Origin of the sequence: Paenibacillus sp. PAMC 26794 (assembly GCF_000316035.1) — a bacterium.
Lineage (GTDB): Bacteria > Bacillota > Bacilli > Paenibacillales > Paenibacillaceae > Paenibacillus.
In genome coordinates, this window is sequence record NZ_ANHX01000081.1 from 1 (window position 1) to 25,024 (window position 25,024).

At 47.6% G+C, this 25,024-nt stretch carries 23 protein-coding genes, 1 pseudogene and 1 riboswitch; all 24 genes and pseudogenes read left to right on the forward strand.

Translation table 11 applies throughout. The features are described 5' to 3' along the window. A pseudogene (locus D829_RS0126370) lies at nt 1-384 on the forward strand (protein-(glutamine-N5) methyltransferase, release factor-specific); the annotation flags it as partial. An 85-nt stretch (nt 385-469) separates the two neighbouring features. Further along, a complete protein-coding gene (locus tag D829_RS0126375; protein ID WP_017691921.1) occupies nt 470-1,690 on the forward strand; it encodes an FtsW/RodA/SpoVE family cell cycle protein in 1,221 nt (406 codons plus the stop codon). 226 nt (nt 1,691-1,916) lie between these two features. After that, nucleotides 1,917-3,134, forward strand: coding sequence for an FtsW/RodA/SpoVE family cell cycle protein (locus D829_RS0126380; protein WP_017691922.1), 1,218 nt, complete (start codon nt 1,917-1,919; stop codon nt 3,132-3,134). A 771-nt stretch (nt 3,135-3,905) separates the two neighbouring features. Next, complete coding sequence (gene spoIIR, locus D829_RS0126385) at nt 3,906-4,565, forward strand: stage II sporulation protein R (protein WP_017691923.1); 660 nt, start codon at nt 3,906-3,908, stop codon at nt 4,563-4,565. 354 nt (nt 4,566-4,919) lie between these two features. Next, the gene (locus tag D829_RS0126390) at nt 4,920-6,002 is read left to right on the forward strand and encodes an L-threonylcarbamoyladenylate synthase (RefSeq protein ID WP_241230825.1); all 1,083 of its coding nucleotides are present in this window, start codon (nt 4,920-4,922) and stop codon (nt 6,000-6,002) included. A 175-nt stretch (nt 6,003-6,177) separates the two neighbouring features. Continuing rightward, complete coding sequence (locus D829_RS0126395; protein ID WP_017691925.1) at nt 6,178-6,738, forward strand: manganese efflux pump MntP family protein; 561 nt, start codon at nt 6,178-6,180, stop codon at nt 6,736-6,738. 58 nt (nt 6,739-6,796) lie between these two features. Then, nucleotides 6,797-7,375: a low molecular weight protein arginine phosphatase gene (locus D829_RS0126400; protein ID WP_017691926.1), complete on the forward strand. Its 579-nt coding sequence runs from the start codon at nt 6,797-6,799 to the stop codon at nt 7,373-7,375. Between the two features lie 90 nt (nt 7,376-7,465). Further along, a riboswitch (ZMP/ZTP riboswitch) is annotated at nt 7,466-7,547 on the forward strand. Nucleotides 7,548-7,688: 141 nt separating this feature from the next. Further along, the gene (locus tag D829_RS0126405; RefSeq protein WP_017691927.1) at nt 7,689-8,282 is read left to right on the forward strand and encodes a TIGR01440 family protein; all 594 of its coding nucleotides are present in this window, start codon (nt 7,689-7,691) and stop codon (nt 8,280-8,282) included. Nucleotides 8,283-8,500: 218 nt separating this feature from the next. Further along, the gene (gene glyA, locus D829_RS0126410) at nt 8,501-9,748 is read left to right on the forward strand and encodes a serine hydroxymethyltransferase (RefSeq protein ID WP_017691928.1); all 1,248 of its coding nucleotides are present in this window, start codon (nt 8,501-8,503) and stop codon (nt 9,746-9,748) included. Nucleotides 9,749-10,176: 428 nt separating this feature from the next. Next, nucleotides 10,177-10,806, forward strand: coding sequence for a uracil phosphoribosyltransferase (gene upp, locus D829_RS0126415; protein ID WP_017691929.1), 630 nt, complete (start codon nt 10,177-10,179; stop codon nt 10,804-10,806). 38 nt (nt 10,807-10,844) lie between these two features. After that, nucleotides 10,845-12,002 carry a UDP-N-acetylglucosamine 2-epimerase (non-hydrolyzing) gene (gene wecB / locus D829_RS0126420; protein ID WP_017691930.1) on the forward strand — a complete coding sequence of 386 codons (1,158 nt, stop codon included), beginning with the start codon at nt 10,845-10,847 and terminating at the stop codon, nt 12,000-12,002. Nucleotides 12,003-12,189: 187 nt separating this feature from the next. Further along, entirely contained in the window at nt 12,190-12,444 is a 255-nt protein-coding gene (locus D829_RS0126425) for an AtpZ/AtpI family protein (protein WP_017691931.1), read from the forward strand. Beyond that, the gene (locus D829_RS0126430) at nt 12,437-12,814 is read left to right on the forward strand and encodes an ATP synthase subunit I (protein WP_017691932.1); all 378 of its coding nucleotides are present in this window, start codon (nt 12,437-12,439) and stop codon (nt 12,812-12,814) included. The genes D829_RS0126425 and D829_RS0126430 overlap by 8 nt, the downstream gene beginning before the upstream one ends. Before the next feature lie 45 nt (nt 12,815-12,859). Beyond that, the gene (gene atpB, locus D829_RS0126435) at nt 12,860-13,678 is read left to right on the forward strand and encodes a F0F1 ATP synthase subunit A (protein WP_017691933.1); all 819 of its coding nucleotides are present in this window, start codon (nt 12,860-12,862) and stop codon (nt 13,676-13,678) included. A gap of 78 nt (nt 13,679-13,756) precedes the next feature. Further along, nucleotides 13,757-13,981: a F0F1 ATP synthase subunit C gene (gene atpE / locus D829_RS0126440; protein WP_017691934.1), complete on the forward strand. Its 225-nt coding sequence runs from the start codon at nt 13,757-13,759 to the stop codon at nt 13,979-13,981. 114 nt (nt 13,982-14,095) lie between these two features. Continuing rightward, nucleotides 14,096-14,584 (forward strand): F0F1 ATP synthase subunit B, encoded by a 489-nt coding sequence (gene atpF / locus D829_RS0126445; RefSeq protein ID WP_017691935.1) that lies wholly within the window; start codon nt 14,096-14,098, stop codon nt 14,582-14,584. Beyond that, nucleotides 14,581-15,129: a F0F1 ATP synthase subunit delta gene (locus D829_RS0126450; protein ID WP_017691936.1), complete on the forward strand. Its 549-nt coding sequence runs from the start codon at nt 14,581-14,583 to the stop codon at nt 15,127-15,129. Before atpF ends, D829_RS0126450 begins: the two co-directional genes overlap by 4 nt. A gap of 16 nt (nt 15,130-15,145) precedes the next feature. Then, nucleotides 15,146-16,660, forward strand: a complete 1,515-nt coding sequence (gene atpA / locus D829_RS0126455; RefSeq protein ID WP_017691937.1) for a F0F1 ATP synthase subunit alpha — start codon at nt 15,146-15,148, stop codon at nt 16,658-16,660. 209 nt (nt 16,661-16,869) lie between these two features. Further along, the gene (gene atpG / locus D829_RS0126460) at nt 16,870-17,742 is read left to right on the forward strand and encodes an ATP synthase F1 subunit gamma (protein ID WP_017691938.1); all 873 of its coding nucleotides are present in this window, start codon (nt 16,870-16,872) and stop codon (nt 17,740-17,742) included. A 93-nt stretch (nt 17,743-17,835) separates the two neighbouring features. Beyond that, a complete protein-coding gene (gene atpD, locus D829_RS0126465) occupies nt 17,836-19,239 on the forward strand; it encodes a F0F1 ATP synthase subunit beta (RefSeq protein WP_017691939.1) in 1,404 nt (467 codons plus the stop codon). A 60-nt stretch (nt 19,240-19,299) separates the two neighbouring features. After that, nucleotides 19,300-19,704 (forward strand): F0F1 ATP synthase subunit epsilon, encoded by a 405-nt coding sequence (locus D829_RS0126470; protein ID WP_017691940.1) that lies wholly within the window; start codon nt 19,300-19,302, stop codon nt 19,702-19,704. Between the two features lie 607 nt (nt 19,705-20,311). Continuing rightward, the gene (locus tag D829_RS0126475; RefSeq protein WP_017691941.1) at nt 20,312-20,569 is read left to right on the forward strand and encodes a DUF1146 family protein; all 258 of its coding nucleotides are present in this window, start codon (nt 20,312-20,314) and stop codon (nt 20,567-20,569) included. Nucleotides 20,570-21,092: 523 nt separating this feature from the next. Next, nucleotides 21,093-22,439 carry a UDP-N-acetylglucosamine 1-carboxyvinyltransferase gene (gene murA, locus D829_RS0126480; RefSeq protein WP_017691942.1) on the forward strand — a complete coding sequence of 449 codons (1,347 nt, stop codon included), beginning with the start codon at nt 21,093-21,095 and terminating at the stop codon, nt 22,437-22,439. Between the two features lie 469 nt (nt 22,440-22,908). After that, nucleotides 22,909-24,249, forward strand: coding sequence for a stage II sporulation protein D (spoIID, locus tag D829_RS0126485; RefSeq protein ID WP_017691943.1), 1,341 nt, complete (start codon nt 22,909-22,911; stop codon nt 24,247-24,249). Nucleotides 24,250-25,024: the final 775 nt, after the last annotated feature.

Below are 25,024 nucleotides of genomic sequence, written 5' to 3' on the forward strand. Positions count from 1 at the left end.
GTACAGATCGACTTCCGTGAAGGCGATCTGCTGGCCCCGTTCGCCGGGGCTCGGGTGGACATCCTGGTGTCCAACCCGCCCTACATCCCGGCGGCGGATATCGCCGGGTTACAGCAAGAGGTGCGCGATCATGAGCCGCGCATGGCACTGGACGGCGGTCCGGACGGGCTTGCACCGTACCGTATCATGCTGGAGCAGTTGGCGCTGCTGCCTGCGCCGCCGCAGATCATTGGTTTTGAGCTGGGCCAAGGGCAGGCTCGCGACATCGCAGCTTTGCTTGAAACGGCGGGACATTGGCCGGAAATAATCATTGTACCGGACCTTGCCGGAATCGAGCGGCATGTCCTGGGTGTTCGTACTTCGGAACAGGTGACGAAAATGTAAGGTTCCGCGGGTTTTCTTTTTGCCGTGAAATCCTCTACAATGAGATATACCGAAGATTTCTGAATGCTTGGGGGAACATAATTACATGCTGCACAAATTTAAAAAAATAGACTATTCTATTGTCTTTATACTCGTTATTCTGATGGGTATCAGTATTTTGTCGATTTACAGTACAACGTTTGGTCGTCCGAGATGGGAATCCTACCCCCAAAAGGCAGGGATTTTCTATATTATAGGTTTCATCGTATTCTTCGGAATGTCCATGATTAACTATAAAGTGATTATTAAAAACTATTTATATATCTACGGTGTGGGTCTACTGCTACTCGTCATCGTTAACTTTTTCGGTGTTACGTATTATGGAGCCCAAGGCTGGTTATCCATATTTGGCCTGAGTTTGCAGCCTGCGGAATTATTTAAGCTGTGTTTAATCGTTTTCCTGTCTGCTCTGCTTGCCAAAAAGAAAAATAGACCCTTATATTTCGGGCGGGATGTTATTCCGATCGCACTGTGTGTTCTGCCTCCTTTGTTGCTGGTATTATTGCAAAATGACTTGGGGAACGCCCTCAGTTATGTAGTCATTCTTGTCGGTCTATTGTGGATTGGTAATGTGAAATTCAGCCATGCACTGATTGGTTTTGTGATTGCTGTCGCTGCCTTTATTGGTGGAACACAGGCCTATATTCATTATCATGATGAAGTTGCCAAGTTCCTCAAAGATATTGGACGTGCTCACTGGGCTGAGCGGTTTGACCCTTGGCTCGTGCCAGAACAGACATCCAGAGATGTATTGTGGCAGACCTATAATGCCAAGTTAGCCATCGGTTCCGGAGGAATCAGTGGTAAAGGGTATCTCGAAGGTACGACAATCCAGTCCAATCGAGTACCGCTCGCATACGCGGATTCCATCTTTGTGCAGATTGGTGAAGAATTCGGTTTTGTTGGAGCCTCGGTATTGTTACTGCTTTACTTTATTCTGATTCACAGGCTGGTGTTGATCGCACTGGAGTGCAAAGATCGGGCTGGGCCGTACCTGATTGTAGGTATTATTTCGATGCTGCTCTATCAGATTTTTGTTAATATTGGTCCGTTTATCGGTCTGATGCCATTAACAGGGATCACACTTCCATTTATCAGTTTCGGCGGTACCTCTCTTGTGCTCAACATGCTCAGTATGGGTGTTGTCATGAGTATTAAAGTTCATACGGAAGAAAATGAAGATATCCTGGGTTCTTCAGAACAACTCAGTATCACGGAGATGGTCATGAAGTTGTTCAGACGGAAGCCGTCCCAGCAAGAGCAATAACTCTCGTGAACAGAACGTAAGATATATGCGTGTAAGCGTAAATAACGATATAACTATTAAACCCTGGAACAGATCTACCTCAGTCACATTGGGATAGCTGCTCCGGGGTTTTGTTTGTTCCTGTGGAGATTAGGATTTCCAATTTATTATCCAATTATATACAATGGTAATATTGAGTTCAATTGGAAATCATAGAATGCTAGATTTCAGGGGGATGGACGGAGTCATGTTTAGAATGCTGAAGAAGATGGACGGTGTAATCTTTTTTGTAATGCTGTTGCTCATGATTATTAGTGTATTTGCGATTTATAGCGGAACGCGGACAGATGCCAACCTGGCGAATCATCATGTCAAAACGATGTATTTCTATGTGGCCGGGTTCATTGCGGTGCTTGTGATCGGGCTTGTGAATTACAAGTTATACGTGAAATATGCGTTTTATTTGTATGGCTTGGGGATCATACTACTGATCCTTGCGAATGTCCTGGGCAGTTCGATCAATAATGCTAACGGCTGGCTGAAGCTGGGGGAATTTTCTTTTCAACCGGCAGAGCTGTTCAAGATGATTCTGATTCTGTTCCTCGCCCATTTAATTGTGAAGAGACAACGAGGCACGCTGAAATTTTGGAGAGATATTGTGCCGATTGGCTGCTGGGCGTTTATTCCGTTTGCCCTTGTTATGGCTCAGAATGATCTGGGAAATGCATTGGGGTATGTGGTGATTCTGGCTGCGGTATTCTGGATCGGAAATATGAGGCTGAAGCACGTATTGATTGCGTTGACGGTTGTGGGAGTAGCGTTTTTTGGCTTTGTTAAAGCCTACACCTTCTACCATGATGAAGTATTCACTTTTCTTGAAAAGATAAAAAGGGAGCATTGGGCGGAGCGAATTGATCCCTGGCTTGTACCGGAAAAGGCTACCTCTAAAGCTTCCTGGCATACGAAAAATGCAGGTTTAGCCATCGGTTCAGGGGGCATCATAGGCAAGGGTTATTTGCAAGGAACATCTGTTCAGAGTGGACGAGTCCCCTATACGTATTCTGATTCCATTTTTGTCGTGATCGCAGAGGAGTTTGGCTTTGTCGGTGCATCCGTACTGATTCTGTTGTACTTTATTCTGATTCAACGTATGGTGCTGATTGCTCTGACTTGCAGAGATCGCGCGGGACCCGTCATCATTGTTGGTATTATCGGAATGTTATTGTATCAGGTGTTTGAGAACGTGGGGGCGTTCCTCGGACTGATGCCACTCACAGGTATTACGTTACCGTTCATCAGTTACGGCGGCACCTCTTTGCTTATTAATATGGCTTGTATTGGGGTAGTCATGAGCATTAAGTTGTACGGGCAAGAAGAGGAGGATGAACTTCTGATGGGAGAGCAGCAACCCCGGTTGTCGGAACGTTTATGGAATATGCTCAAGAAAGAGAAAAGTGCTGTGTAACTGTTGAGTCGGTATAGTGAAAAGTAAAGCGGTGAGACGTATAACGTGATCGTTCGTAGGAATAAAGAGGTTGATTTGCCCTGTAACCAGGTGCGGATCAGCCTTTTTAACATGATGGGTGAGAAAGTGTGAATGAGAGATGAGAGAAGCAATGCATAGGTGTCTTCAAGCCAACTGTAGGCTGAGGCGCACCTGAAAGAGTTGGGAATAGAGTGTTGAGCATTGTGTGGAGCTTCAGGTGCCAGCTGTTAGGAGTTAAGAGTTAGGTGGTGCTAGGAGCTAACGAACCACACACGTCTTATTCGGGGATTTGAAGTGTCTGGAGAAAACTAAGGAATCTGAGACACGTTATATCAGCATAAACAGCCTTTTGTAGCGTGTTGATCAGATAACTTTGGGGAATAACGTGTCTCATGTTCCTTACAATTTCAAAAGAATGCCTGAAGGACAAATAAGACGTCCTCGGTTCTTTAGAACATCGACTGGTCACTCGCGAGAGTCATTCGCCTAGGGTCAGCCAGTACAGTCTTCAAGGCTTTTTGGACGCTGACATTTTGTCATCGTATAACTTGCCTGGGTTTAACCACACATTCTAGTAGTACGTGTTCAAATAGTTGGGTTTTCAGTACCGAGAAGATGGGATGAGGCTTTTTGAACAACCTCTAGTAGATTTATTACAAATGCTAGGTTTACTTCCGTCTCTGCCGGGCATACTGATAGACATGAGAGAGTTGCAGGTAGCGTGATCAGAGAGCCGAGGGGGAGAACGGATTGAGCAGACGAATTGTAAAGCAAATTGGACTTATTATTGTATGTCTTATGATGATTATCATGATGTGGGAAGGTCAGAAAACGGATGCAGCTGTGGCGGCCACAGCGATCCCTGAACAATCGATTCGCTTGCGTATTCTAGCAAACTCAGATGCACCGGGTGATCAATTGGTGAAACGCGAGATTCGGGATGCTATCGTTGCTCAGATGGGCGAGTGGGTAGCCGAACTGGAGAATCCGCAAAGTCTGGATGAAGCGCGCCAGGTCATTCGTGAGCATTTGTCCGAGATTGAGAATAGAGTAGGAGAAGAGCTGGCAAGTCGTGGCTTGCATTATGCATATCAGGTGGAGCTGGGTTCTGTTCCGTTCCCGACCAAACTATATGGGGGTACCGTCTATCCTGCCGGAGATTATGAAGCGGTTCGGATTACGCTGGGCGAAGGCAAAGGTCAGAACTGGTGGTGTGTGTTGTTCCCGCCGCTGTGTTTCATTGATGCAGGGACCGGGGATGCACTGGCGAAATCTTCAACGGTATCAGCCGCAGCGGCTGAACCAGGAGATGCAGAGGCATCTGTGCAGGGAGATACACCGGAAGCGAGATTCTTTCTGTGGGATATGGCTGTGAAACTGTGGAGTTGGGTAACTGGATTGTTCGCATAACAACTTAATTATACTATATATAAGGGCGACTTCGATTCAGGAAGCTGCCCTTTTGATATGAATTGGTGGCGAAGTTACAGTGAGACTCATGCGTGGAGTGAAGTGTGAAGGGCATCCGTGGCGGGACAGGTATGTTATAATTACTTATATTGAATATGGATATGAACTAACCTACTTGAAGTTTAGGAATGATGATATATGAGCAGAGAAAACGAACCATTGCAACACACCTCTGAGATGAGGGATGGTAGAGAAGAACGTGATATGAAAGCTCCGGGAGAAATGGTCACCAAGATGTGGGATGTACGCGTCTTGGTGAGCGCTGAGAACGATCACGGATTGGGTAATATTAAAATGTTGGATGTGAAAAAGGGGAGCGCCGATCAACAGGCGCTCGCCGACTTGCAGGCTGCCGCAGCCTGCATTCGTCAAGGTCAGACGGTGGCCTTTCCGACCGAGACGGTCTATGGCTTGGGTGCCGATGCGCGTAGCACAGCAGCCGTGGAGGCTGTATTTGTCGCCAAAGGCCGACCTTCCGACAATCCACTGATTGTGCATATCGCCCACCGTGACCAGTTGGGTGCTCTGGTCACGGAAGTGAACGAGACAGCCGAAGCGCTGATGGCGGCCTTCTGGCCGGGACCACTGACGCTGGTGCTGCCGGTTAGGCCGGGGGCGGTGTCCCCGCGTGTCACCGCCGGTCTGGACACGGTGGCCGTGCGCATGCCGGACCACCCGGTGGCCTTGCAGTTGATCGCGGCGGCGGCATGCCCTGTGGCTGCGCCAAGCGCCAACCGCTCCGGGCGGCCAAGCCCGACACTCGCGTCTCATGTACGCGAGGATCTGGATGGCCGCATCGGCGGCATCGTGGACGGCGGCCCCACCGGGGTGGGCGTCGAGTCCACGGTTGTGCAGGTCGGTGACGACGGTACCGTCACCATCCTGCGCCCTGGCGGCATTACGGCGGAACAACTGTCCGCCGTTGCCGCCCGTGTCGCCACGGACCCCGCGCTACTCGCGGAGGGGGCCGATGGCGTAGGCAACCCGGCGCCGCGCTCGCCGGGCATGAAGTACACGCACTACGCACCCACAGGGGCGCTGTGCGTGGTGGAGGGGCCGCCCGCAGCGGTGGCGGCCTGGATTAGCGCCGCCCTCGCAGAGGCGGCGCAGCGCGGAGAGCGCACCGCTGTGCTGGCGTTCGCCGAGCACGCGGAGCAGTACCGCGCCGATGCCGTGTTCTCGCTGGGCGACGCCAGCGAGCTGGAAGAAGCAGCGCGCCGGCTATACGCCGCGCTGCGCAGCTGCGATGAGCAAGGCGCCACATATATTGTGGCTGAAGCCTGCTCACGCGAAGGGCTGGGAGCAGCCGTCATGAATCGGCTGCTCAAGGCTGCGGGGAACCAACTCATACAAGTTGGCAACCAGCAACCCTCTTAACCTCTCCTGATCATACAGTCAGGAGAGCTGCTTAACTTTTTCCAAAACAAAATCAAGATTCTATAGAGCCAGCATCTGACCAGAGATCCGTCGCTGTTTGCCTTTCATCGGTCATGTTTAGGTCCTTGTCCGCATATCGTGTACAAGAACCTTTACGTGACTTGGGGGTATGGGGATGTGGGATGTGTCTGCCCATGTAGGGCAGTTGGTAACCATTTTGATCATGGCTGTTGCGCTTGGCCTCGATGCGTTCTCACTCGGAATCGGAATTGGCATGAAGGGCATTCGGCTGCGGGATGTATTGCGAATCAGTATTGTAACAGCGCTATTTCATATCATCATGCCGCTCATCGGCATGTATATGGGAAAATACGTCAGCTCCCTGCTTGGTGACATTACGACATATGCGGCAGGTGGATTGCTTGTACTGCTGGGTGCTCATATGATTCTGAATGCATTCCGTGAAGGAGATACAAAGCTGGTGGACCACCGTTCCCTGCTCGGCGTTGTTTTGTTCTCCCTCAGCGTTAGTGTGGACTCGTTCTCTGTGGGTGTTTCACTGGGGATGTTCAGCAGTGATCTGATCTTAACTGTACTTGCGTTCGGCGTTTGTGGCGGGGTGATGTCGGTTATGGGGCTGCTATTAGGCCGTCGGGTGAGCCAGAATCTCGGGGATTACGGCGAAGCTATTGGTGGTGCAATCTTGCTTGCGTTTGGACTTTTGTTTATATTTTAGAATAAAACTTAAGGAATCATATCATTCGCATCATATGTAAAATGGGGAGGCTAACACAATGAAACATATTTTATTCGTATGTACAGGAAATACGTGCCGCAGCCCCATGGCAGAGGGGCTTTTGCGAAAACTGGCATCGGAGCGCGGCATTCAGGTAGAGGTTCGCTCCGCAGGTGTGGCAGCAACGTCGGGGATGCCGATCTCCCGACATGCTGAAGCGGTTTTGAGAGATCATAACGTTGAAGGTCCACCTCATTCCACACAGCTTAGCTCTAACCTGGTAGGTTGGGCCGATCTGGTTCTTACATTAACACGGAGTCATAAGCAGCATGTCATGCAGGTTTTTCCCGATTCAGTCCACAAAACCTATACGTTGAAAGAGTATGTGGAGGACGACGAGCAGGTATTAAGAGATGTTCAGGAATTGGACAGCCTGTTTGCAACGCTTGAGATGAAACGTGCCCTTGGGCAAGAGATCCTGGCATCGGAGCGTGAGCGAGCCATCGAGATTAGACAACGGATTCCAAGTTTCGACATTTCTGATCCGTTTGGTGGCAGCCGTGATGATTACAATATAGCTGCGGCCGAGATTCGGACGGCACTGGATCGGCTTTTGGATAAGCTGGGAAAATTCTGATCCTGCGGGGCAGGTTATAGAAATAGGACATGTGATGTAAATTAACCGTTGATTTTAGCCGCGGGTTGTTTTATGATGAAGGGGAAAACAGGGATCCGGTGTAACTGGCGACGAAGTGGGCATAACCACGATGGAGCACCGGAACAAACGGCCGGTCGCCTGGGCAAAAGAGCAATTCTGCGTTACCCGCAGACTGCTCTTTTTTTCGTCTTTCATCTGATTATTCGCTATAATAGTACCTGAGATGCCGTGCAAGAATACGAAGGACAGCCAAGAGACAGCGGGCATGATTTTATCGGGAGGCGATGATAGGATGTCTATAGAGTTAAATTCGGAACAACCCGGATTGCAGGAACAGACAGCGTCTATTCTGCATGAACTGGCGCTTGCCGGACAGCTTGGGCCTGGACAGATCGTTGTGATCGGTACAAGCACAAGTGAAGTCGCAGGCGCTCGGATTGGTACGAGTGGTGCCATTGAAGTGGCGCAGCAGCTTCTTGCGGGTATACGCGAGGTGCAGGAGGAATTCGGTTTTGACACGGTATTCCAATGTTGTGAGCATCTGAACCGTGCGCTGGTAATGGAACGTTCTGTGCTTACTCGACTTGGATTGACCGAGGTTGGTGCAGTACCCGTGCCCAAGGCCGGGGGTTCAATGGCATCCGCAGCATATCGTTCGCTGACCGATCCATGCCTGGCTGAACATGTGCAGGCCCATGCGGGACTGGACATTGGGGAGACGATGATAGGGATGCATCTCCGGCATGTAGCCGTACCCTATCGTACAGCGCTCCGCTATGTTGGAGATGCTCGTGTAACCACAGCGTTGACCCGTCCGAAGTTGATTGGCGGCGAACGCGCGGTGTATCGTATGGAAGAACAACCAGATTCGACATTTTGTGACTAACATATAAAGCGAAACTAATTGGGTTACACTCCTGACTTTGATTGCATCACCATCTTCCGATCGCTGTTATCCCCAGATTTTTTAATTCCCTATTTAAAGGGGAAATCCGGTGATAAAGGCGACCACTTCGTTTCTTCAGATTGGTGTTGCGCTCGCCGTTTTCGTGTAAACATTAGTTTCACTTTATAACTTCACTTATAACTGGGAGGAATTTAATCATGGAACAATTGCGCAAGAATGACCCGGCAGTACTGGAAGCGATGAATCTTGAACTGAAACGTCAACAGAACAACATCGAACTGATTGCATCGGAGAACATCGTAAGTGAAGCAGTAATCGAAGCAATGGGATCTGTTCTGACCAACAAGTATGCTGAAGGCTATCCAGGTAAACGTTACTATGGCGGTTGTGAGCATGTGGACATCGTTGAAGACATCGCGCGTGATCGTGCCAAAGAATTGTTCGGAGCAGAACACGTGAATGTTCAACCTCACTCCGGTGCACAAGCAAACATGGCAGTTTATCTTGCAGCGTTGAAACCTGGTGATACTGTACTCGGTATGAACCTTGCCCATGGTGGACACCTCACACACGGTAGCCCGGTTAACGCATCCGGTTTGCTGTACAACTTTGTAGCATACGGCGTACAGGAAGATACATTCCTGATTGATTATGATGAGGTACGCAAAGCGGCTTTCAAACACCGTCCTCGTCTGATCGTTGCAGGTGCAAGTGCATATCCACGTACCATTGATTTTGAAAAGCTGGCTTCCATCGCCAATGATGTAGGCGCTTTGTTCATGGTGGATATGGCTCACATCGCAGGACTGGTTGCTGCTGGTTTGCATCCAAACCCGGTTCCACATGCGCATTTCGTAACAACAACAACACACAAAACGCTGCGTGGACCTCGTGGTGGTATGATTCTGTGCCGCAAAGCATGGGCAGCAGCGATTGATAAAGCCGTATTCCCTGGTTCCCAAGGTGGCCCTCTGATGCACGTGATTGCATCCAAAGCGGTAGCATTCGGAGAAGCTTTGCAACCTTCGTTCAAAACATATGCACAGAATGTCGTGAAAAATGCACAGGTTCTGGCTGAAACACTGATCGCTGAAGGATTGAACATCGTATCCGGTGGTACAGATAACCACTTGATGCTGATCGACACACGCAGTGTGAACATCACAGGTAAGGAAGCTGAGCATGTGCTCGATTCCATCGGTATTACCGTGAACAAAAATGCAATTCCATTCGACCCTACAAGCCCGTTTGTAACGAGTGGTATTCGAATTGGTACACCTGCTGCAACTTCCCGTGGAATGAACGAAGAAGCTATGGTAGCGATCGGTAAGATCATTGCTAAAACGCTGAAAAATCCAAAAGATACAGCGAAGCTGGATGAAGCCCGTGCAGAAGTGACTGCACTGACAGACCAATTCCCGCTCTATACAGATCTTAAATACTAAAAAACTTTGCTCATGCTGTTTGTATTTGAGATGTTTTTAAAATGGGATACAAAAAAACGAAGCAGACAGAATGAGACCGCAGAAGCGAAGCGTTCGCCTTTATCCCCGGATTTTCCCCTTGTTAAAAGGAGAATAAAAAAATCTGGGGATAACAGCGATCGAAGGATCATTCTGTAGGCGGAGTGCCATTGTATTCATCATTTTCATTTTCACAACGACATAACAGCAAGAGCAAAACAGGACCGGATGGATCATTTTCCGGTCCTGTTTTTTATAGGATTCGGTAATCTGTAATGATTGGGTGCCCTTTGATGGTGTAATTCGTTGTTGGTGATGATATAATATACAGGATTTATCGAGCCCATGAATGGTGGCTAGGTATATTTGGAAATGCTGAACATGAAGAACTTACCGGAGGGACAAATTAGATGGGAAAATTAGTAATATGTGATCACCCTTTGATTCAACACAAACTGACGTTTATACGCGACATGCGTACGAATACGAAAGATTTTCGTGAATTGGTGGATGAAGTGGCAACGTTGATGGCTTATGAGATTACAAGAGATGTTGAACTGGAAACGATTGATGTACAGACACCTGTAGCTGCAACTCAAGGTAAAGTCATCTCTGGACGTATGCTCGGACTGGTGCCGATTCTGCGCGCAGGACTCGGAATGCTGGATGGCGTTGTGAAATTGTTGCCAGCGGCAAAAGTTGGACATGTTGGTCTGTTCCGTGACCCAGAAACACTGCAACCGGTAGAATACTACACCAAACTGCCTACAGACGTAACAGAGCGTCAATTGATTGTAATTGATCCGATGCTGGCAACGGGTGGTTCGGCAATTGCAGCTATTGACGTGCTCAAAAAACGTGGTTGTACCCAAATCAAGATGATGAACCTGGTTGCAGCGCCGGAAGGCGTAAAAGCTGTGCAGGATGCACATCCCGATGTGGATATCTATGTAGCAGCATTGGACGACCGTCTGGATGATCATGGTTATATCGTTCCAGGGCTTGGAGATGCAGGAGACCGTCTATACGGCACTAAATAAGCATATTGCATGCGGAGTAGAAAAGGGGCTTTGCTCGAATGTCCAACAAAATTAAAGTCATGACGATCTTCGGGGTGCGTCCGGAAGCCATCAAGATGGCTCCGCTTATTTTGGAATTGCAGAAACACCCTGAGTCTATTGAATCTATTGTTTGCGTAACTGCGCAGCATCGCCAGATGTTGGATCAGGTACTTGAAGTTTTCGACATTCATCCCGATTACGATCTGGATGTGATGAAAGACCGTCAGACATTGAATGAAATTACAATTCGTGTGCTTGGTGGTCTGGATCCGGTGTTAGCCGAAGCTAAGCCGGATATTGTACTGGTTCACGGGGATACATTGACTACCTTTGTAGCGAGCTATGCAGCATTCCTGCAACAGATTCAGGTAGGGCATGTGGAAGCGGGGCTGCGTACGTGGAACAAGTTGTCTCCATATCCAGAAGAGATGAATCGTCAGCTGACGGGAGTACTGGCTGATCTACACTTTGCGCCTACGGATTGGTCTTCTTCCAATCTTGCCAAAGAAAATAAATCAGAGTCTAGTACGTACGTCACAGGCAACACGGTAACAGATGTGTTTCAATATACAGTACGGGAGGACTACACACACCCGGTACTTGATTGGGCCCAAGGCAAACGCCTTGTGCTGATGACAGCTCATCGCCGTGAATCTCAAGGCGAGCCTCACCGCAACATTTTCCAGGCCGTCAAACGGATTGCCGACGAATTCGAAGATATTGCCATCGTGTACCCGGTGCATCCAAGTCCTGCTGTGAAGGAGCCGGCTCACGCGATCTTGGGGAATCATCCCCGTATTCAATTAATTGATCCACTAGACGTGGTGGATTTGCATAACTTTTACCCGCACACTCACTTGATTTTGACCGATTCAGGCGGTTTGCAGGAAGAAGCGCCTTCGTTTGGTGTGCCTGTGCTCGTATTGCGCGATACAACAGAACGCCCGGAAGGTATTGAAGCCGGAACGCTGGAATTGGTAGGTACCGAAGAGGAACGTGTGTATGAACGGACCAAAGCTCTGCTTACAGACAAAACCCTGTATGCAAGCATGAGCCAGGCTGCCAATCCATACGGTGATGGACATGCTTCGGAAAGAATTGTCAATGCGATTTTGCATCATTTTGGTGTAAATAGTGAGCGTCCGGAATCATTTCACAGAAAATTCAAAAAGTAATACATTTTTTTTTGGCGGATTTATAAAGGGCATAGCATACAGTTAAACTGTACGGTTTACGTGGGTTTATGGGCTTTGAGGGTCCATATTCCCGTCGTTTCCCCCTTTAAAACGCTAAAATCATTCAATTGACAAAGGCTCTCATCATTCAGTAAAATTAACTGGGATTGCAAGGGTGGCGTGTAAAATGGCCGATTCGAACAAACCAAATTCATCCCGTAACCATGACGATAATGTATGGAAAGCGATGGGACTCGTGACAGCTTTTGGGATCGAGATTGCCATTCTCGCTGTTGCCGGATATTACGCTGGCTCCTGGTTGGACAAGACCATCGGAGGTAACGGAATATGGATCGCCGTAAGCGTTCTCTTTTTTCTTGCGGCAGGCGGTGTAAGCATCTACTTTATCGCGAAAAAAATCATGGGGGAAAGTGATGAGTGAACTAACCAGATACCGCAGATCGATGACTGTTTTCGTCATGTACTTTCTTATGATTTGTTTTCTCGCAGCGGCCTTTATGCCACGTGTGGAGACAATTGCTTTGGGACTGGCCCTGGGTACAGGAGTTAGCTGGATCAATGCATTTTACCTGGGCTACAAAGTAAGGAAAATGTCTGATGATGCGGCAGAAGGTAACTTGAAGCGTGTCAACTTGGGATTTTTGACAAGAGCGGCATTCGCTGTGCTCGGTATATTCATATCGATGCGCTTTCCGCAGTACTTCAATACATATGCGGTTGCAGGCGGTCTCGTCATTGCACAATATTCCTTATTGATTATAGGGATTGTCTATTCCCGCAGAGCAGAATGATGTTAAGGGCTGCAGCTTTCAAGTCGAGAAAGGGGTGAGAAAAATATGCATGAAGCTCCAATTATTATGCTTGGCGGATTTCGACTGGATCTATCGGTTCTGTTGATGCTAGTAGTTACAGGTGCAATTGTTTTTATTTTTGCTGTACTGGCAACACGGAGATTATCCGTTGAAAATCCCGGCAAGCTGCAAAATTTTATGGAGTGGGCAGTAGAATTCGTCCGCAATCTGATTTCCAGTACAATGGATATGAAGAAAGGTAAACATTTTATCTCTCTCGCTCTTTCCATGATTATGTTCATTTTTGTAGGGAACATGCTCGGCCTTCCGCTCGTGGCTGTATCTGAGGTAACAGATGTTAATCAGGCACAGGTATTCGGTAAGCCGATTGTTACAGCGGTGGAGGCGTTTGAAAAAGCGCATGCCAAGGACCCTGAAGCACACCCGCACGTTGAACTGGCCTGGTGGAAATCACCAACAGCCGACTTGTCTGTAACGATGGGACTTGCTCTTGTAGCGTTCCTTGTATCTCATGGACTTGGATTGTTCCGTAACACCAAAGGGTATCTCCAGCATTACTTCAAGCCATTCGCCTTGTTCTTGCCAATCAACTTGATTGAGACGGCATCCAAGCTGTTGACACACGGTATGCGTTTATTCGCGAATATCTTTGCAGGTGAGGTACTGATCGCAACGATCCTGAAACTGACCACATTCAAAGTGTTTGGTGCTATTGCAGCGATTCCGCTACTTATGGTGTGGCAAGGCTTTAGTATCTTTATCGGCGCGATCCAGGCATTTGTGTTTGTTATCTTGATGATGGTGTACATTTCACAGAGCATCGAGACGCACGACGAGCATTAAGTTTCAAGCCCTACGAAGATTTCTTCACCAGGCTGAACAATAAAAAATTCGATTTATCATTTTAAGGAGGATATACAAATGGGAGCAATGGCATTAATCGCAGCAGCAATTGTTGCAGGACTGGGCGCGTTTGGCGCAGGTATTGGTAACGGTATGGTAATCAGCAAAACGGTGGAAGGTATTGCCCGTCAACCGGAAGCAAAATCCACTCTTCAAACAACCATGTTTATCGGTGTAGGTTTGATCGAGGTATTGCCGATCATTGGTGTCGTACTCGCGTTCATGTTCTACGGTATGGCTTAATTAAATTTTAAAGGTTTGGCGGGGAAGGCCATAGCCATCCGCGCCTTCTTTTTAGGTAATGTCCGTACTAACGGATGAACGTTTCAAGGATACCTCCAGGAAGGAGTGAACAGATTGAATTTCATATGGGAAAATACGCTTCTTGCGATGATTGCATTTGTAATTTTATATTGGCTGCTTAGCCGCTATGCTTTCGGTCCTTTGTTCTCGATTATGGAAAAACGCCGTGAACTTGTGATGACGCAGATGAATGATGCTGCTCAGACTCGGGATCAGGCCATTGCCTATGTGGAGGAACAAAAACAAGCGCTGGAGCAAGCACGCAAAGATGCTTACGACATCATTGAACAGTCCAAACAAACAGGTGGCAAACAGGCTGAATCGATTATGGCTGATGCGAAAGCGGAAGCTAACCGTCTGAAGGACGATGCAGTACGCGAAATCGAGAGCGAGAAGAACAAAGCAGTCGCAGCGCTTCGCAGCGAACTGGGTACAGCTTCCGTTCAGATTGCATCCAGATTGATCAAAAAAGAAGTTGAGAACGGTCCTGCACAAGAGGAACTTGTGAACCAATACCTCAATGAGGTAGGAGGCCGACAATGAGCCGCGATACGATTGTTGCCAAGCGTTATGCGAAAGCATTGTTCGAAGTTGCTCTACAGCAACAGCAGGTGCTTGAAGTTGAGCAGGAACTGGCTGTGGTAGTCAGTGCATTGACAGGAGATGCTGATATCGAGAAGTTTATCGTATCTCCCAATATCTCTGATGAAGCCAAGCAGAACGTGCTTCATTCAAGTCTTGATGGTAAGGTATCCGTGCCGGTCCTTCGTACAGTCTTGTTGTTGATTGAGCGCGGACGCGTTGAATTGCTGGAAGATTTGCTGAATGATTATCGGAAGATCCAAGGTGAGTCGCTCGGCATCGCTGACGCGCGTGTTTACTCGACTTATGCATTGAATGATGAAGAAAAAGCAGCGGTTGCTCGTGAATTCGGTGGCCGTGTGAATAAAAAGATTCGTATCGAGAATATTGTTGATCCGACTCTGCTGGGCGGATTGAAAGTCGCCATTGGCGATACGATCTATGACGGCAGCTTGGCTGGCAAGCTTGAACGTCTTGAGCAGTCTTTTAACAGACGAGTACAGTAGATTGGGGTGAGGACACTTGAGTATCAAGCCAGAAGAAATCAGTACATTAATTAAGAGCCAAATCGAACAATACAAGACCGATATCGATGTAGTCGAAGTTGGGACGGTTATCGAGGTTGGTGATGGTATCGCTCGTGTTTACGGACTTGAGAACGTCATGTCCAACGAGTTGGTTGAATTCCCAAGCGGTGTTATGGGACTCGCCATGAACGTGGAAGAAAGCAATGTCGGTGTCGTTATCCTGGGACCTTACTATGATATTCGTGAAGGCGACCAAGTAAAGCGTACTGGCCAAATCATGCAAGTGCCTGTAGGCGAAGCATTGATTGGACGCGTTGTGAACCCACTCGGTATTCCAGTGGATGGCAAAGGGCCAATCGCTACAACGGAATTCCGTCCGGTTGAAGGTAAAGCACCAGGCGTAATGGATCGTAAATCCGTTCATGAGCCGATGCAAACAGGGATCAAAGCCATTGATGCAATGGTACCAATCGGTCGTGGACAACGTGAGTTGATCATTGGTGACCGTCAAACGGGTAAAACATCCATCGCGATTGATGCGATCCTGAACCAAAAAGGTAGCGGCATGAAATGTATCTATGTGGCTATTGGTCAGAAACAATCTACAGTTGCTCAAGTTGTGGAAACTCTTCGTCGTAAAGGCGCAATGGAGTACACGATCGTTGTAACTGCAGCTGCTTCCGATCCATCACCACTTCTCTACATCGCACCGTATTCCGGTTGTTCGATGGGTGAGTACTTCATGTACAAAGGCGAGCACGTTCTGGTTATCTATGATGACTTGACCAAACAAGCCTCTGCATATCGTGAGCTTTCTTTGTTGCTTCGTCGTCCACCAGGCCGTGAGGCTTATCCGGGTGACGTCTTCTACCTGCACTCCCGTTTGCTGGAGCGTGCCGCGAAGCTGAATGATGAGCTGGGTGGTGGTTCTTTAACCGCACTGCCGTTCATTGAAACACAAGCCTCCGACGTATCAGCATACATTCCAACGAACGTAATCTCCATCACGGACGGACAAATCTTCCTGGAAGCTGACTTGTTCAATGCTGGACAACGCCCGGCAATCAACGTAGGTATTTCCGTATCTCGTGTCGGTGGTTCTGCTCAGATCAAAGCGATGAAAAAGGTTGCAGGTTCCCTGCGTCTGGACCTCGCTCAATATCGTGAGCTTCAAGCGTTCTCCCAGTTCGGTTCCGATCTGGATAAAGCGACTCAGGCCCGCTTGAATCGTGGTGCACGTATGATGGAAATCCTGAAGCAAGGTGTGAACCAGCCTCTGGCTGTAGAACAACAGGTGGTCAGCTTGTACACAGCCGTTAAAGGATTCCTGGATGAAATTCCTACAGGTGATGTGACTCGTTTCGAAGGTGAGTTCCTTGCGTTCATGGAGAGCAGCCATCCGGAAATTCTTGGGTCCATCCGTGACACTAAAGAACTGACTGCAGACAACGAAAACGCGCTGAAAGGTGCAATTGAGAAGTTCAGAAAGAGCTTTGCCGTCTCTGTCTAAATAAATGACTGCAGGTGCGGAGTTGTCTAACCGATTCCGCATGTCTGCATGTAATACTTTGACTCTGTCAAAAAAGATGATGCTTACGATGTAGTTTTGACTCTGTCAAAACTAGTGGTGATGCTTACGAAGTAACTTTGGCTTTGCCAAAGTAGGGTTGTGCTTACGATGTAGTTTTGACTTTGTCAAAACTTTAAGGTGGTGAAATCATGGCAAAAGGCATGCGCGAAATTAAGCGGCAAATTAAAAGCGTACAAAGCACCAAGCAGATCACCAAAGCAATGGAGATGGTAGCTGCTGCAAAACTGCGTAAAGCGCAGGAAAAAGCGGAAGCAGCCCGTCCGTATTCGGAGAAGCTGAAAGAAGTTGTAGCTAGTATTGCATCGAGCACGCAAGGAATCCAGCATCCGATGCTGGAGAGCCGTCCAGTCAAAAGGACAGCTTATCTGATTATCACATCGGACCGTGGGCTTGCAGGTGGCTACAATGCGAACGTTCTGCGTCAGGTGAATCAGACGCTCAAGGAACGCCACAACTCTCAGGATGACTACGAATTGTTCGTCATTGGACGTAAAGGACGCGATTACTTCAGACGTCGTGAAATGGCGATGGCATCCACAACAACGGATCTGTCGGATTCGCCTTCATTTGCAGATATCAAATCCATCGCACACGAGGCTGTTCATGGGTTTGAACTGGCTGAATTTGATGAATTGTACATTTGTTATAACCGCTTTGTGAATGCGTTGACCCAGATTCCTACGGTAGAAAAACTTCTTCCGATGGAAACACCTGAGGTAACTGTTGCGGAAGGACCAACGGCAAGCTACGAATACGAGCCGTCTGCTGAGGCTGTACTGGAGGTTTTGCTTCCGCGTTACGCGGAGACGCTGATCTATGGTGCGCTTTTGAACGGTAAGGCGAGTGAGCTAGGCGCGAAAATGACGGCGATGGGTAATGCAACCAAAAATGCATCCAAAATGATTAACGAATTGTCATTGACCTATAACCGTGCCCGTCAAGCGGCGATTACGCAGGAGATTACGGAAATTGTGGCAGGTGCCAACGCAGCACAAGGCTAATTGTTTTTATTAATGAAGGCTTGCAGAGCAAAGATAAACGAACGGTACATTATTTTTGCAAAAGTAGCAGGCTTGTAGGAGGGGAACGTTAAGATGAACAAAGGACGCGTTGTGAGCATCATGGGTCCGGTTGTTGACGTCGAGTTTGATCGCGGCGGTCTGCCGGAAATCCTCAATGCCATTACGATCACTACAGTAAGTGAGAGCGGCGTAAGTGTGAACCTTACACTCGAAGCTTCGAGACATCTGGGTGACAACCGTGTACGTTGTATTGCGATGTCCTCCACGGATGGACTTGTACGTGGTATGGAAGCATTAGATACAGGAGCTCCAATCTCTGTACCTGTCGGAGAAGCGACACTGGGTCGGGTATTTAACGTACTCGGCGAAGCCATTGATACTGGCGGTCCTGTAGCTACTGAACAGAAGAACCCGATTCACCGTTCAGCGCCTGCATTTGATGAACTGACTACCCAGGCAGAGATGCTGGAGACAGGAATCAAAGTTATTGACTTGCTCGCTCCTTACGCCAAAGGTGGTAAAATCGGTCTCTTCGGTGGTGCCGGTGTAGGTAAAACGGTAACGATTCAGGAATTGATCAACAACATCGCACAAGAGCACGGCGGTATCTCCGTATTCGCAGGTGTTGGTGAGCGTACACGTGAGGGTAATGACTTGTATCACGAGATGAGTGATTCCGGCGTTATCAACAAAACAGCAATGGTCTTCGGACAAATGAACGAGCCTCCAGGCGCACGTCTTCGTGTAGCCCTCACAGGTCTGACGATGGCGGAATACTTCCGTGATGAAGAAGGCCGTGACGTGTTGCTCTTTATCGATAATATCTTCCGTTTCACCCAAGCGGGTTCAGAAGTATCTGCCTTGCTTGGACGTATGCCTTCCGCGGTAGGTTACCAACCTACGCTGGCAACAGAAATGGGTCAACTGCAAGAACGTATCACTTCAACGAAAAAAGGTTCTGTAACATCCATCCAGGCCATCTACGTGCCTGCGGATGACTATACAGATCCGGCTCCTGCAACGACGTTTGCCCACTTGGATGCAACGACGAATCTGGAGCGTAAAATTTCCGAGATGGGTATCTATCCTGCGGTAGATCCGCTGGCATCCAGCTCCCGGATCTTGTCCCCTGAAGTTGTAGGTGAAGAACACTACAACGTAGCTCAAGGCGTTAAACGTATCTTGGCGCGTTACAATGAACTGCAAGATATCATTGCGATCCTGGGTATGGACGAGTTGAGTGAGGAAGACAGAGCGCTTGTATACCGTGCTCGTAAAATCCAACGTTTCTTGTCCCAGCCATTCCACGTTGCTGAAGCATTTAACGGTATTCCAGGTAAATACGTTCCGGTTAAAGAAACGGTGCGCAGCTTTAAAGAGATTCTCGAAGGTAAGTATGATGATCTTCCGGAAGCAGCTTTCCTCTTTGTTGGTACAATTGAAGAGGCAGTGGAGAAAGCCAAAACACTGGTTTAGTCTGAATCCAGGATTGTCCTTATGTGGGCTATCCTTCGGATAGTTTCAGGAGGGATGGAATTGAGCACCTTTTTGTTGGAGATTGTAACACCCGAGCGTCTGGTATATTCAGAACAAGTGGATAGCATCACAGCTCGTGGTATTGAAGGGGAACTGGGTATTCTGCCTGGTCATATTCCTATGGTTACACCTTTGCAGATTGCACCAATCTATATCCATAACGGAAAAGAAAATAAACGAGTTGCTATCGGTGGCGGGTTTATCGAAGTTCGTAAAGATAAGGTTGTTGTACTCGCAGAGAGTGCTGAATTCCCGGAAAGCATCGATGTGGATCGTGCGCGTGCGGCGAAAGAGCGGGCAGAGCGTCGGCTTGCAAGCCAAAGCAATCAGGACCACTTTGATCACCGTCGTGCAGAGATTGCGCTGCAAAAAGCGGTTAACCGGATTAATGTATTCGGCAAATAAACGATTCTTGGAAGGCCCGGCGGCTTAGTCTGCCGGGCTTTTTTGAGTTTGTTTGATAGAATTGTTTTATCGAATATATCAAAATGGCTGACCACAAATCCATCCTATCCCTTCAGTAAACAAAAGTATTTTAAGCAAAATGTTCACCGATTATGAGGATTTGAATAGAATGTAGGACTAAAGTAGTGGGCGCATCTACCACTAAGAGAACCATTTTTTTCATGAGTGAATTTAAATTATTTCCGAGGAAATGACAGAATCGATATCGAAATAGCGCTCTTTTATGTCGTTTTAGTCACAAAATCCCGGCATTTTAAAATTAAAATAGTTTAGAAGTGGAAATCAATGTAATTGACAATGTATGATGAAAGAGCCTATATTCCATAGAGTCAGCAGAAGCAGGAAGCTGCGTAGTAGATTCCATAGTCATGCACAGCCGCATTGTTGCTGCTCGGTGATTGGGCATCAGGAGATTCCTGCCTGGCAGGAGTAAATCTGACAGTACGCTCAGTATGTTGTGCTCAAGACATTCCAGTATACTAACAAGTTATGGGTGCCAGGCATATGATATGCTGATCGCTGCAACAAATGTGGAGGTAAAGAATATATGGATACTGATCTGACGAATCAGGTGAACCAAGCGTTAAGCACCAATGGATTGGTCTCAATCATTGTCTCCCTGTTATGTATAGCGTTGTCTTGGTGGGCTTTGACAAATCTCAAACTGGATTTAATCATCAGGCAACCAAGAGGTGCTCAGGGAAGACTGTTGCATTTGTTGCTCGCCATCATTTTGGGGCATGCCGTTGCTGGCTTTGTCATTGACTACTTGTCCTGGACTCAAATGTTGCGTAATTTGTTTTAATGTTGAGATGGTTGGTTAATCATCTGTTAGGTTCTTCAAGCTGCTCATTGTCGAATAACATCGATTAATTGTGTTAACAATTAGAGTATGAGTTGTCTGTAGAGAAATTAAGAAAAAAATGTGACGTAAAATTGGATGAATTTGAGATGTTTTATGTAAAAATGCTTGTATCGTACAATTCAACAATGTTATGATGGAAGTTAGGGAATTCACAATTGTTCACTTATTTTGTAGTTATAAACGGGATATCCGGTTCATGCCGGCTAATAACCATCCCACTCTGTCTGTTCTGATGCTCTGCTGGCTTGTAAGACACTGATTTTACATGCTGAATAGCAAGATGCACGGCACATGGTATCATTGATATGGATTATAAAAAACCAATTCTTTTCTGAACGGACATCTGTGGCAATATGCCAGAATATGTCGAAATTCCACACACAGCAACAGTCCTTTCTACACACAGTGGGGCTTACGTATTCCGGAATGAAGAAAAGGGAATAAAAGCGCGGAGGGAACCATGATGAGCAAATTTATCGTCCGCGGTGGCAAAAGGTTGACCGGAAGTGTCAAAGTTAGCGGCGCTAAAAATTCTGTTCTTCCGATCATCGCTGCCTCTCTCTTAGGGGAAGAAGGACAAAGCGTTATTATTGACGCGCCTCCTCTAGACGATGTGATGACGATTAACAAGGTGTTGGAATCGCTGGGAGCGGGAGTTACATACCGGGACGAAGTGATTACCGTAAATGCGGAGAAACTTACTTCCTGTGAAGCCCCGTATGAATGGGTAAGTAAAATGCGGGCGTCTTTCCTGGTCATGGGGCCTTTGTTGACTCGAATGGGTCATACAAGAATCTCACTTCCTGGTGGATGTGCCATCGGTACACGGCCTATTGATCAGCATTTGAAAGGTTTTGAAGCCATGGGCGCAGAGATCAGCTTGGGCCAAGGTTATATCGAAGCTCGTAGCCAAGGACGGTTGCGTGGCGCGAAAATTTATCTGGATGTGGCTTCCGTAGGTGCCACTCAAAATATTATGATGGCTGCAACATTGGCCGAAGGTGTAACTGTTCTGGAGAACGCTGCAAAAGAACCTGAGATTGTGGATCTTGCCAACTTCCTGAATGGGATGGGTGCCATCGTACGTGGTGCTGGTACTGGAGTGATTCGCATCGAAGGTGTGGAGAAGCTGACAGGCGTTACTCACACGGTCATTCCGGATCGGGTAGAAGCTGGTACGTATATGGCTGCTGCTGCAATCTCTGGTGGTGACGTGTACATTGAAGGTGCAATCTCTGATCACTTGGGCTCCGTTATTGCGAAGCTTGAAGAGATGGGTGTAACAATCCAACCGGATGAGAATGGCGTGCGTGTAATCGCAGATCGTCCTCTTAAGGCTGTGGATGTGAAAACATTACCATACCCAGGATTCCCGACAGATATGCAATCCCAGATGATGGCGCTCTTGCTCGCATCTGAAGGAACAAGTGTCGTGACAGAGACTGTTTTTGAAAACCGATTCATGCATGTGGATGAATTCCAATTGATGAATGCGGAGATCAAAGTTGAAGGACGTTCGTCCATCGTCACAGGTAATGCCAAACTGAAGGGTGCCAAAGTAACGGCTACTGATCTGCGTGCGGGTGCCGCACTCATTATTGCAGGTCTTGTTGCTGAAGGTACAACGGAAGTGGGCGGTGTTCATCACATCGACCGTGGCTATGTACATCTCGCTGAGAAGCTTAACGGACTTGGAGCCGACATCTATCGCATCTCGGTTGATGAGCCTAAGCTGGAAGCAACCAAAGCACCTAGTGAAAAAGTGGAGAAAGAAGTACCGATGTTTAAGGTACAACCAACTTTGGCTTAACACTGGATTGAATAGAAAAAATATGGTCCCTCTATTATGAGTCACACGGTTGTGTGGATTATGAATGCGAAGGAACGTATATTGTGAAAAATGATAAAGCTAAGCCATCTGGCTTGGCTTTTTTTGTGTTTATTTTTAAGAAGATGACGAGATATGTGATACCTGATTCTATTAATAGCTGGTCCTAACTTGTATAGCATAACATCGTATTCTGTATCGATTCTGAACCAAATGAAAGAGCATACTTTATATAGGGTGTCGGTTCTAATTAAACACTGGTATTCAGCGACAGATCAACGTTTCTAAGATGTACATAGCAAAAGAAAACAGGAAACTGAACAGAACGAAAAGGGCCTCGTTTCTCTCAAATCAGGTTCTATCAGATCAAGCCAGCTCATAACCTAAACTATGGATTTGAACAACACGACCGGCACATGACCGGCCATAGATAATGGAGGGTTATATTCGAATGAAAGAAACCCGTGTACAGGTAAAGGTACCCCTTGTCCCTCGTCCAGGTATGCAAGAGCCGGAGGGAAATACTGTTTCTGGAGCGGAAAAAGACAAACCTGTCCCATTGAACCTGAGGACTGTTCCATCACAGCCTGCAAGATTAACCAATCCAGGACGGGTGTCGACAAATGAGTTGAACCGACAGACAACCGAGCACATTCATATACCTGTTATTGAGCTGGATCAGTTCCGCCGAGTAAAGCGTCGCCGAATGCGGACATTTGGACGAAAACCCCGATGGGGACGCAATACGAAGCGATGGCAACCTGCTGCCGCTGTATCTGCCTTATTGGCAATGGCGTTGCTAATTCCGGTAATTCTGGTATGGCCACGGACAAGCGAATCACCAAAGCCGATCCCTGCTCCAACAGATTCAATCAGTACAAGAACCCCAGCTCCTGCGCCAGCCGTTCCTGTTACGTACCCTGAACCCGAAGTACGCGTATACCTGTCTGCAACGGGCACAACGATGAATCTGCCATTGGAAGACTATGTTACCGGAGTTGTGGCAGCTGAGATGCCGGGGGAATTCAGACTGGAGGCGTTAAAGGCGCAGGCAATAGCAGCTCGCACATTTATCGTGCGAAGACTTGCTGCGAGTGATACAAGCGGTGTTCCATCAGGTGCGGCGGATGTGACGGATACGGTCAGCCATCAGGTGTTTATTCCGCCAGATCAGGTAAAAGCGGATTGGACGCGTCTAGGGAAGGCGAAGGAATGGGAGAAGCTGCAACAGGCTGTCCGCGAAAGTCGAGATACGGTGATGACATATCAGGGCAAGGCAATCACCGCATCCTTTTTTTCCACAAGTAATGGGTATACCGAGAATGCGGAGGATGTATGGGGGAACGCTGTGCCGTATCTGCAAAGTGTAGACAGTCCGTGGGACAAAGACCTGGCACCAGGATTCAAGCAGACTGTTACCATGAAGCGTAATGAGATTCTGCAGAAGTTAAACCTGGACGCCATTCCGGTGACCGCCCAGAAGGGTGGATCGTGGATGGAAGTATTGTCTACAACCAAAGGACATCGGATTAAGGAAATGCAGATCGCAGGTGAAACATTCAGCGGACCCGAGGTGCGTAAGCTGCTTGGATTAAGATCCAGCCAGTTCAGTTGGAAGACCACAGGTGACGAGGTCCAAATTACAACGTTCGGGTATGGGCATGGGGTTGGCATGAGCCAGTGGGGAGCAAACGGCATGGCGCAGGAGGGACACACGGCCACCCAGATTCTCAAACACTACTATACCGGCATTTCATTCGGACAGGCATCCAAGATGCTGGCAGCGAAGTAGGAGAGATGAATACGGATGGATAAAGCGAAATAATTCGAATGGGTAGGAATATGTGCGAATGTATGCAAATGTATGGGAATGAGAGCAGTTTAGGTTTGGAACTCATCAGACTTCCCATATACCATTGGCGCGCTAACGAATCTGGGAGACCTTATTGGGCGTAATCACAACGAATGGAAATTCTAACGAATCTCAGACGCGTTATTATCACGATATACCATCGAATTGGGGCGATAATAGCGACCAAAAGAGTAATTAGCGTGTCTACGGTTCGTTAGAATTCCTAAGCTGAGATTTCCCCGCCAATAAGGCCGCCTGAGTTCGTTAGAAATATTTTATTATCTAATCATTAGCAAAATTGAGGGTACTGTCGTTCATTACATGCTCATTCGCAATAAGCAGCCGAACCAAAAACACAATCAGAACGTTGAAATCAAGTTCCCAAGCCCTAAGGTTAAAAAATTGATTTATGTTCCCTGTCTACCAAGCAACTTCTAACTATACTGTAACCATTCATGATCCAGCTTCTTTCAAATCTAGATATTGTATTGAACATTTATTATTGATGTGGCATCGCCAATCTCTAATCTCACTTTAACGAACCTAGAGCACCTTACATCTGCATTATCCAGTCATATCCTATATCATTTCGCTCTCACCGATAAATGCACTTCATAGAAGAATGGCCTCTGCAGCCAATCCAGACCAGTCTACCAACCACCCATTCCGGAGCTTTCGAGATTCGGCTATATATGAGGAGAGTGCTAGCGTATGG

Excerpts from the sequence above, each read along its gene's own strand:
- D829_RS0126430 (WP_017691932.1), top strand. The coding sequence starts at position 12,437 with ATGAGTGAACTAACCAGATACCGCAGATCGATGACTGTTTTCGTCATG.
- D829_RS0126390 (WP_241230825.1), top strand. The coding sequence starts at position 4,920 with ATGTTGGATGTGAAAAAGGGGAGCGCCGATCAACAGGCGCTCGCCGAC.
- D829_RS0126475 (WP_017691941.1), top strand. The coding sequence starts at position 20,312 with ATGGATACTGATCTGACGAATCAGGTGAACCAAGCGTTAAGCACCAAT.
- atpB (WP_017691933.1), top strand. The coding sequence starts at position 12,860 with ATGCATGAAGCTCCAATTATTATGCTTGGCGGATTTCGACTGGATCTA.
- D829_RS0126405 (WP_017691927.1), top strand. The coding sequence starts at position 7,689 with ATGTCTATAGAGTTAAATTCGGAACAACCCGGATTGCAGGAACAGACA.
- D829_RS0126380 (WP_017691922.1), top strand. The coding sequence starts at position 1,917 with ATGTTTAGAATGCTGAAGAAGATGGACGGTGTAATCTTTTTTGTAATG.
- D829_RS0126400 (WP_017691926.1), top strand. The coding sequence starts at position 6,797 with ATGAAACATATTTTATTCGTATGTACAGGAAATACGTGCCGCAGCCCC.
- atpD (WP_017691939.1), top strand. The coding sequence starts at position 17,836 with ATGAACAAAGGACGCGTTGTGAGCATCATGGGTCCGGTTGTTGACGTC.
- D829_RS0126425 (WP_017691931.1), top strand. The coding sequence starts at position 12,190 with ATGGCCGATTCGAACAAACCAAATTCATCCCGTAACCATGACGATAAT.
- wecB (WP_017691930.1), top strand. The coding sequence starts at position 10,845 with ATGTCCAACAAAATTAAAGTCATGACGATCTTCGGGGTGCGTCCGGAA.
- spoIID (WP_017691943.1), top strand. The coding sequence starts at position 22,909 with ATGAAAGAAACCCGTGTACAGGTAAAGGTACCCCTTGTCCCTCGTCCA.
- murA (WP_017691942.1), top strand. The coding sequence starts at position 21,093 with ATGAGCAAATTTATCGTCCGCGGTGGCAAAAGGTTGACCGGAAGTGTC.
- glyA (WP_017691928.1), top strand. The coding sequence starts at position 8,501 with ATGGAACAATTGCGCAAGAATGACCCGGCAGTACTGGAAGCGATGAAT.
- upp (WP_017691929.1), top strand. The coding sequence starts at position 10,177 with ATGGGAAAATTAGTAATATGTGATCACCCTTTGATTCAACACAAACTG.
- D829_RS0126450 (WP_017691936.1), top strand. The coding sequence starts at position 14,581 with ATGAGCCGCGATACGATTGTTGCCAAGCGTTATGCGAAAGCATTGTTC.
- atpG (WP_017691938.1), top strand. The coding sequence starts at position 16,870 with ATGGCAAAAGGCATGCGCGAAATTAAGCGGCAAATTAAAAGCGTACAA.
- atpE (WP_017691934.1), top strand. The coding sequence starts at position 13,757 with ATGGGAGCAATGGCATTAATCGCAGCAGCAATTGTTGCAGGACTGGGC.
- D829_RS0126395 (WP_017691925.1), top strand. The coding sequence starts at position 6,178 with ATGTGGGATGTGTCTGCCCATGTAGGGCAGTTGGTAACCATTTTGATC.
- D829_RS0126375 (WP_017691921.1), top strand. The coding sequence starts at position 470 with ATGCTGCACAAATTTAAAAAAATAGACTATTCTATTGTCTTTATACTC.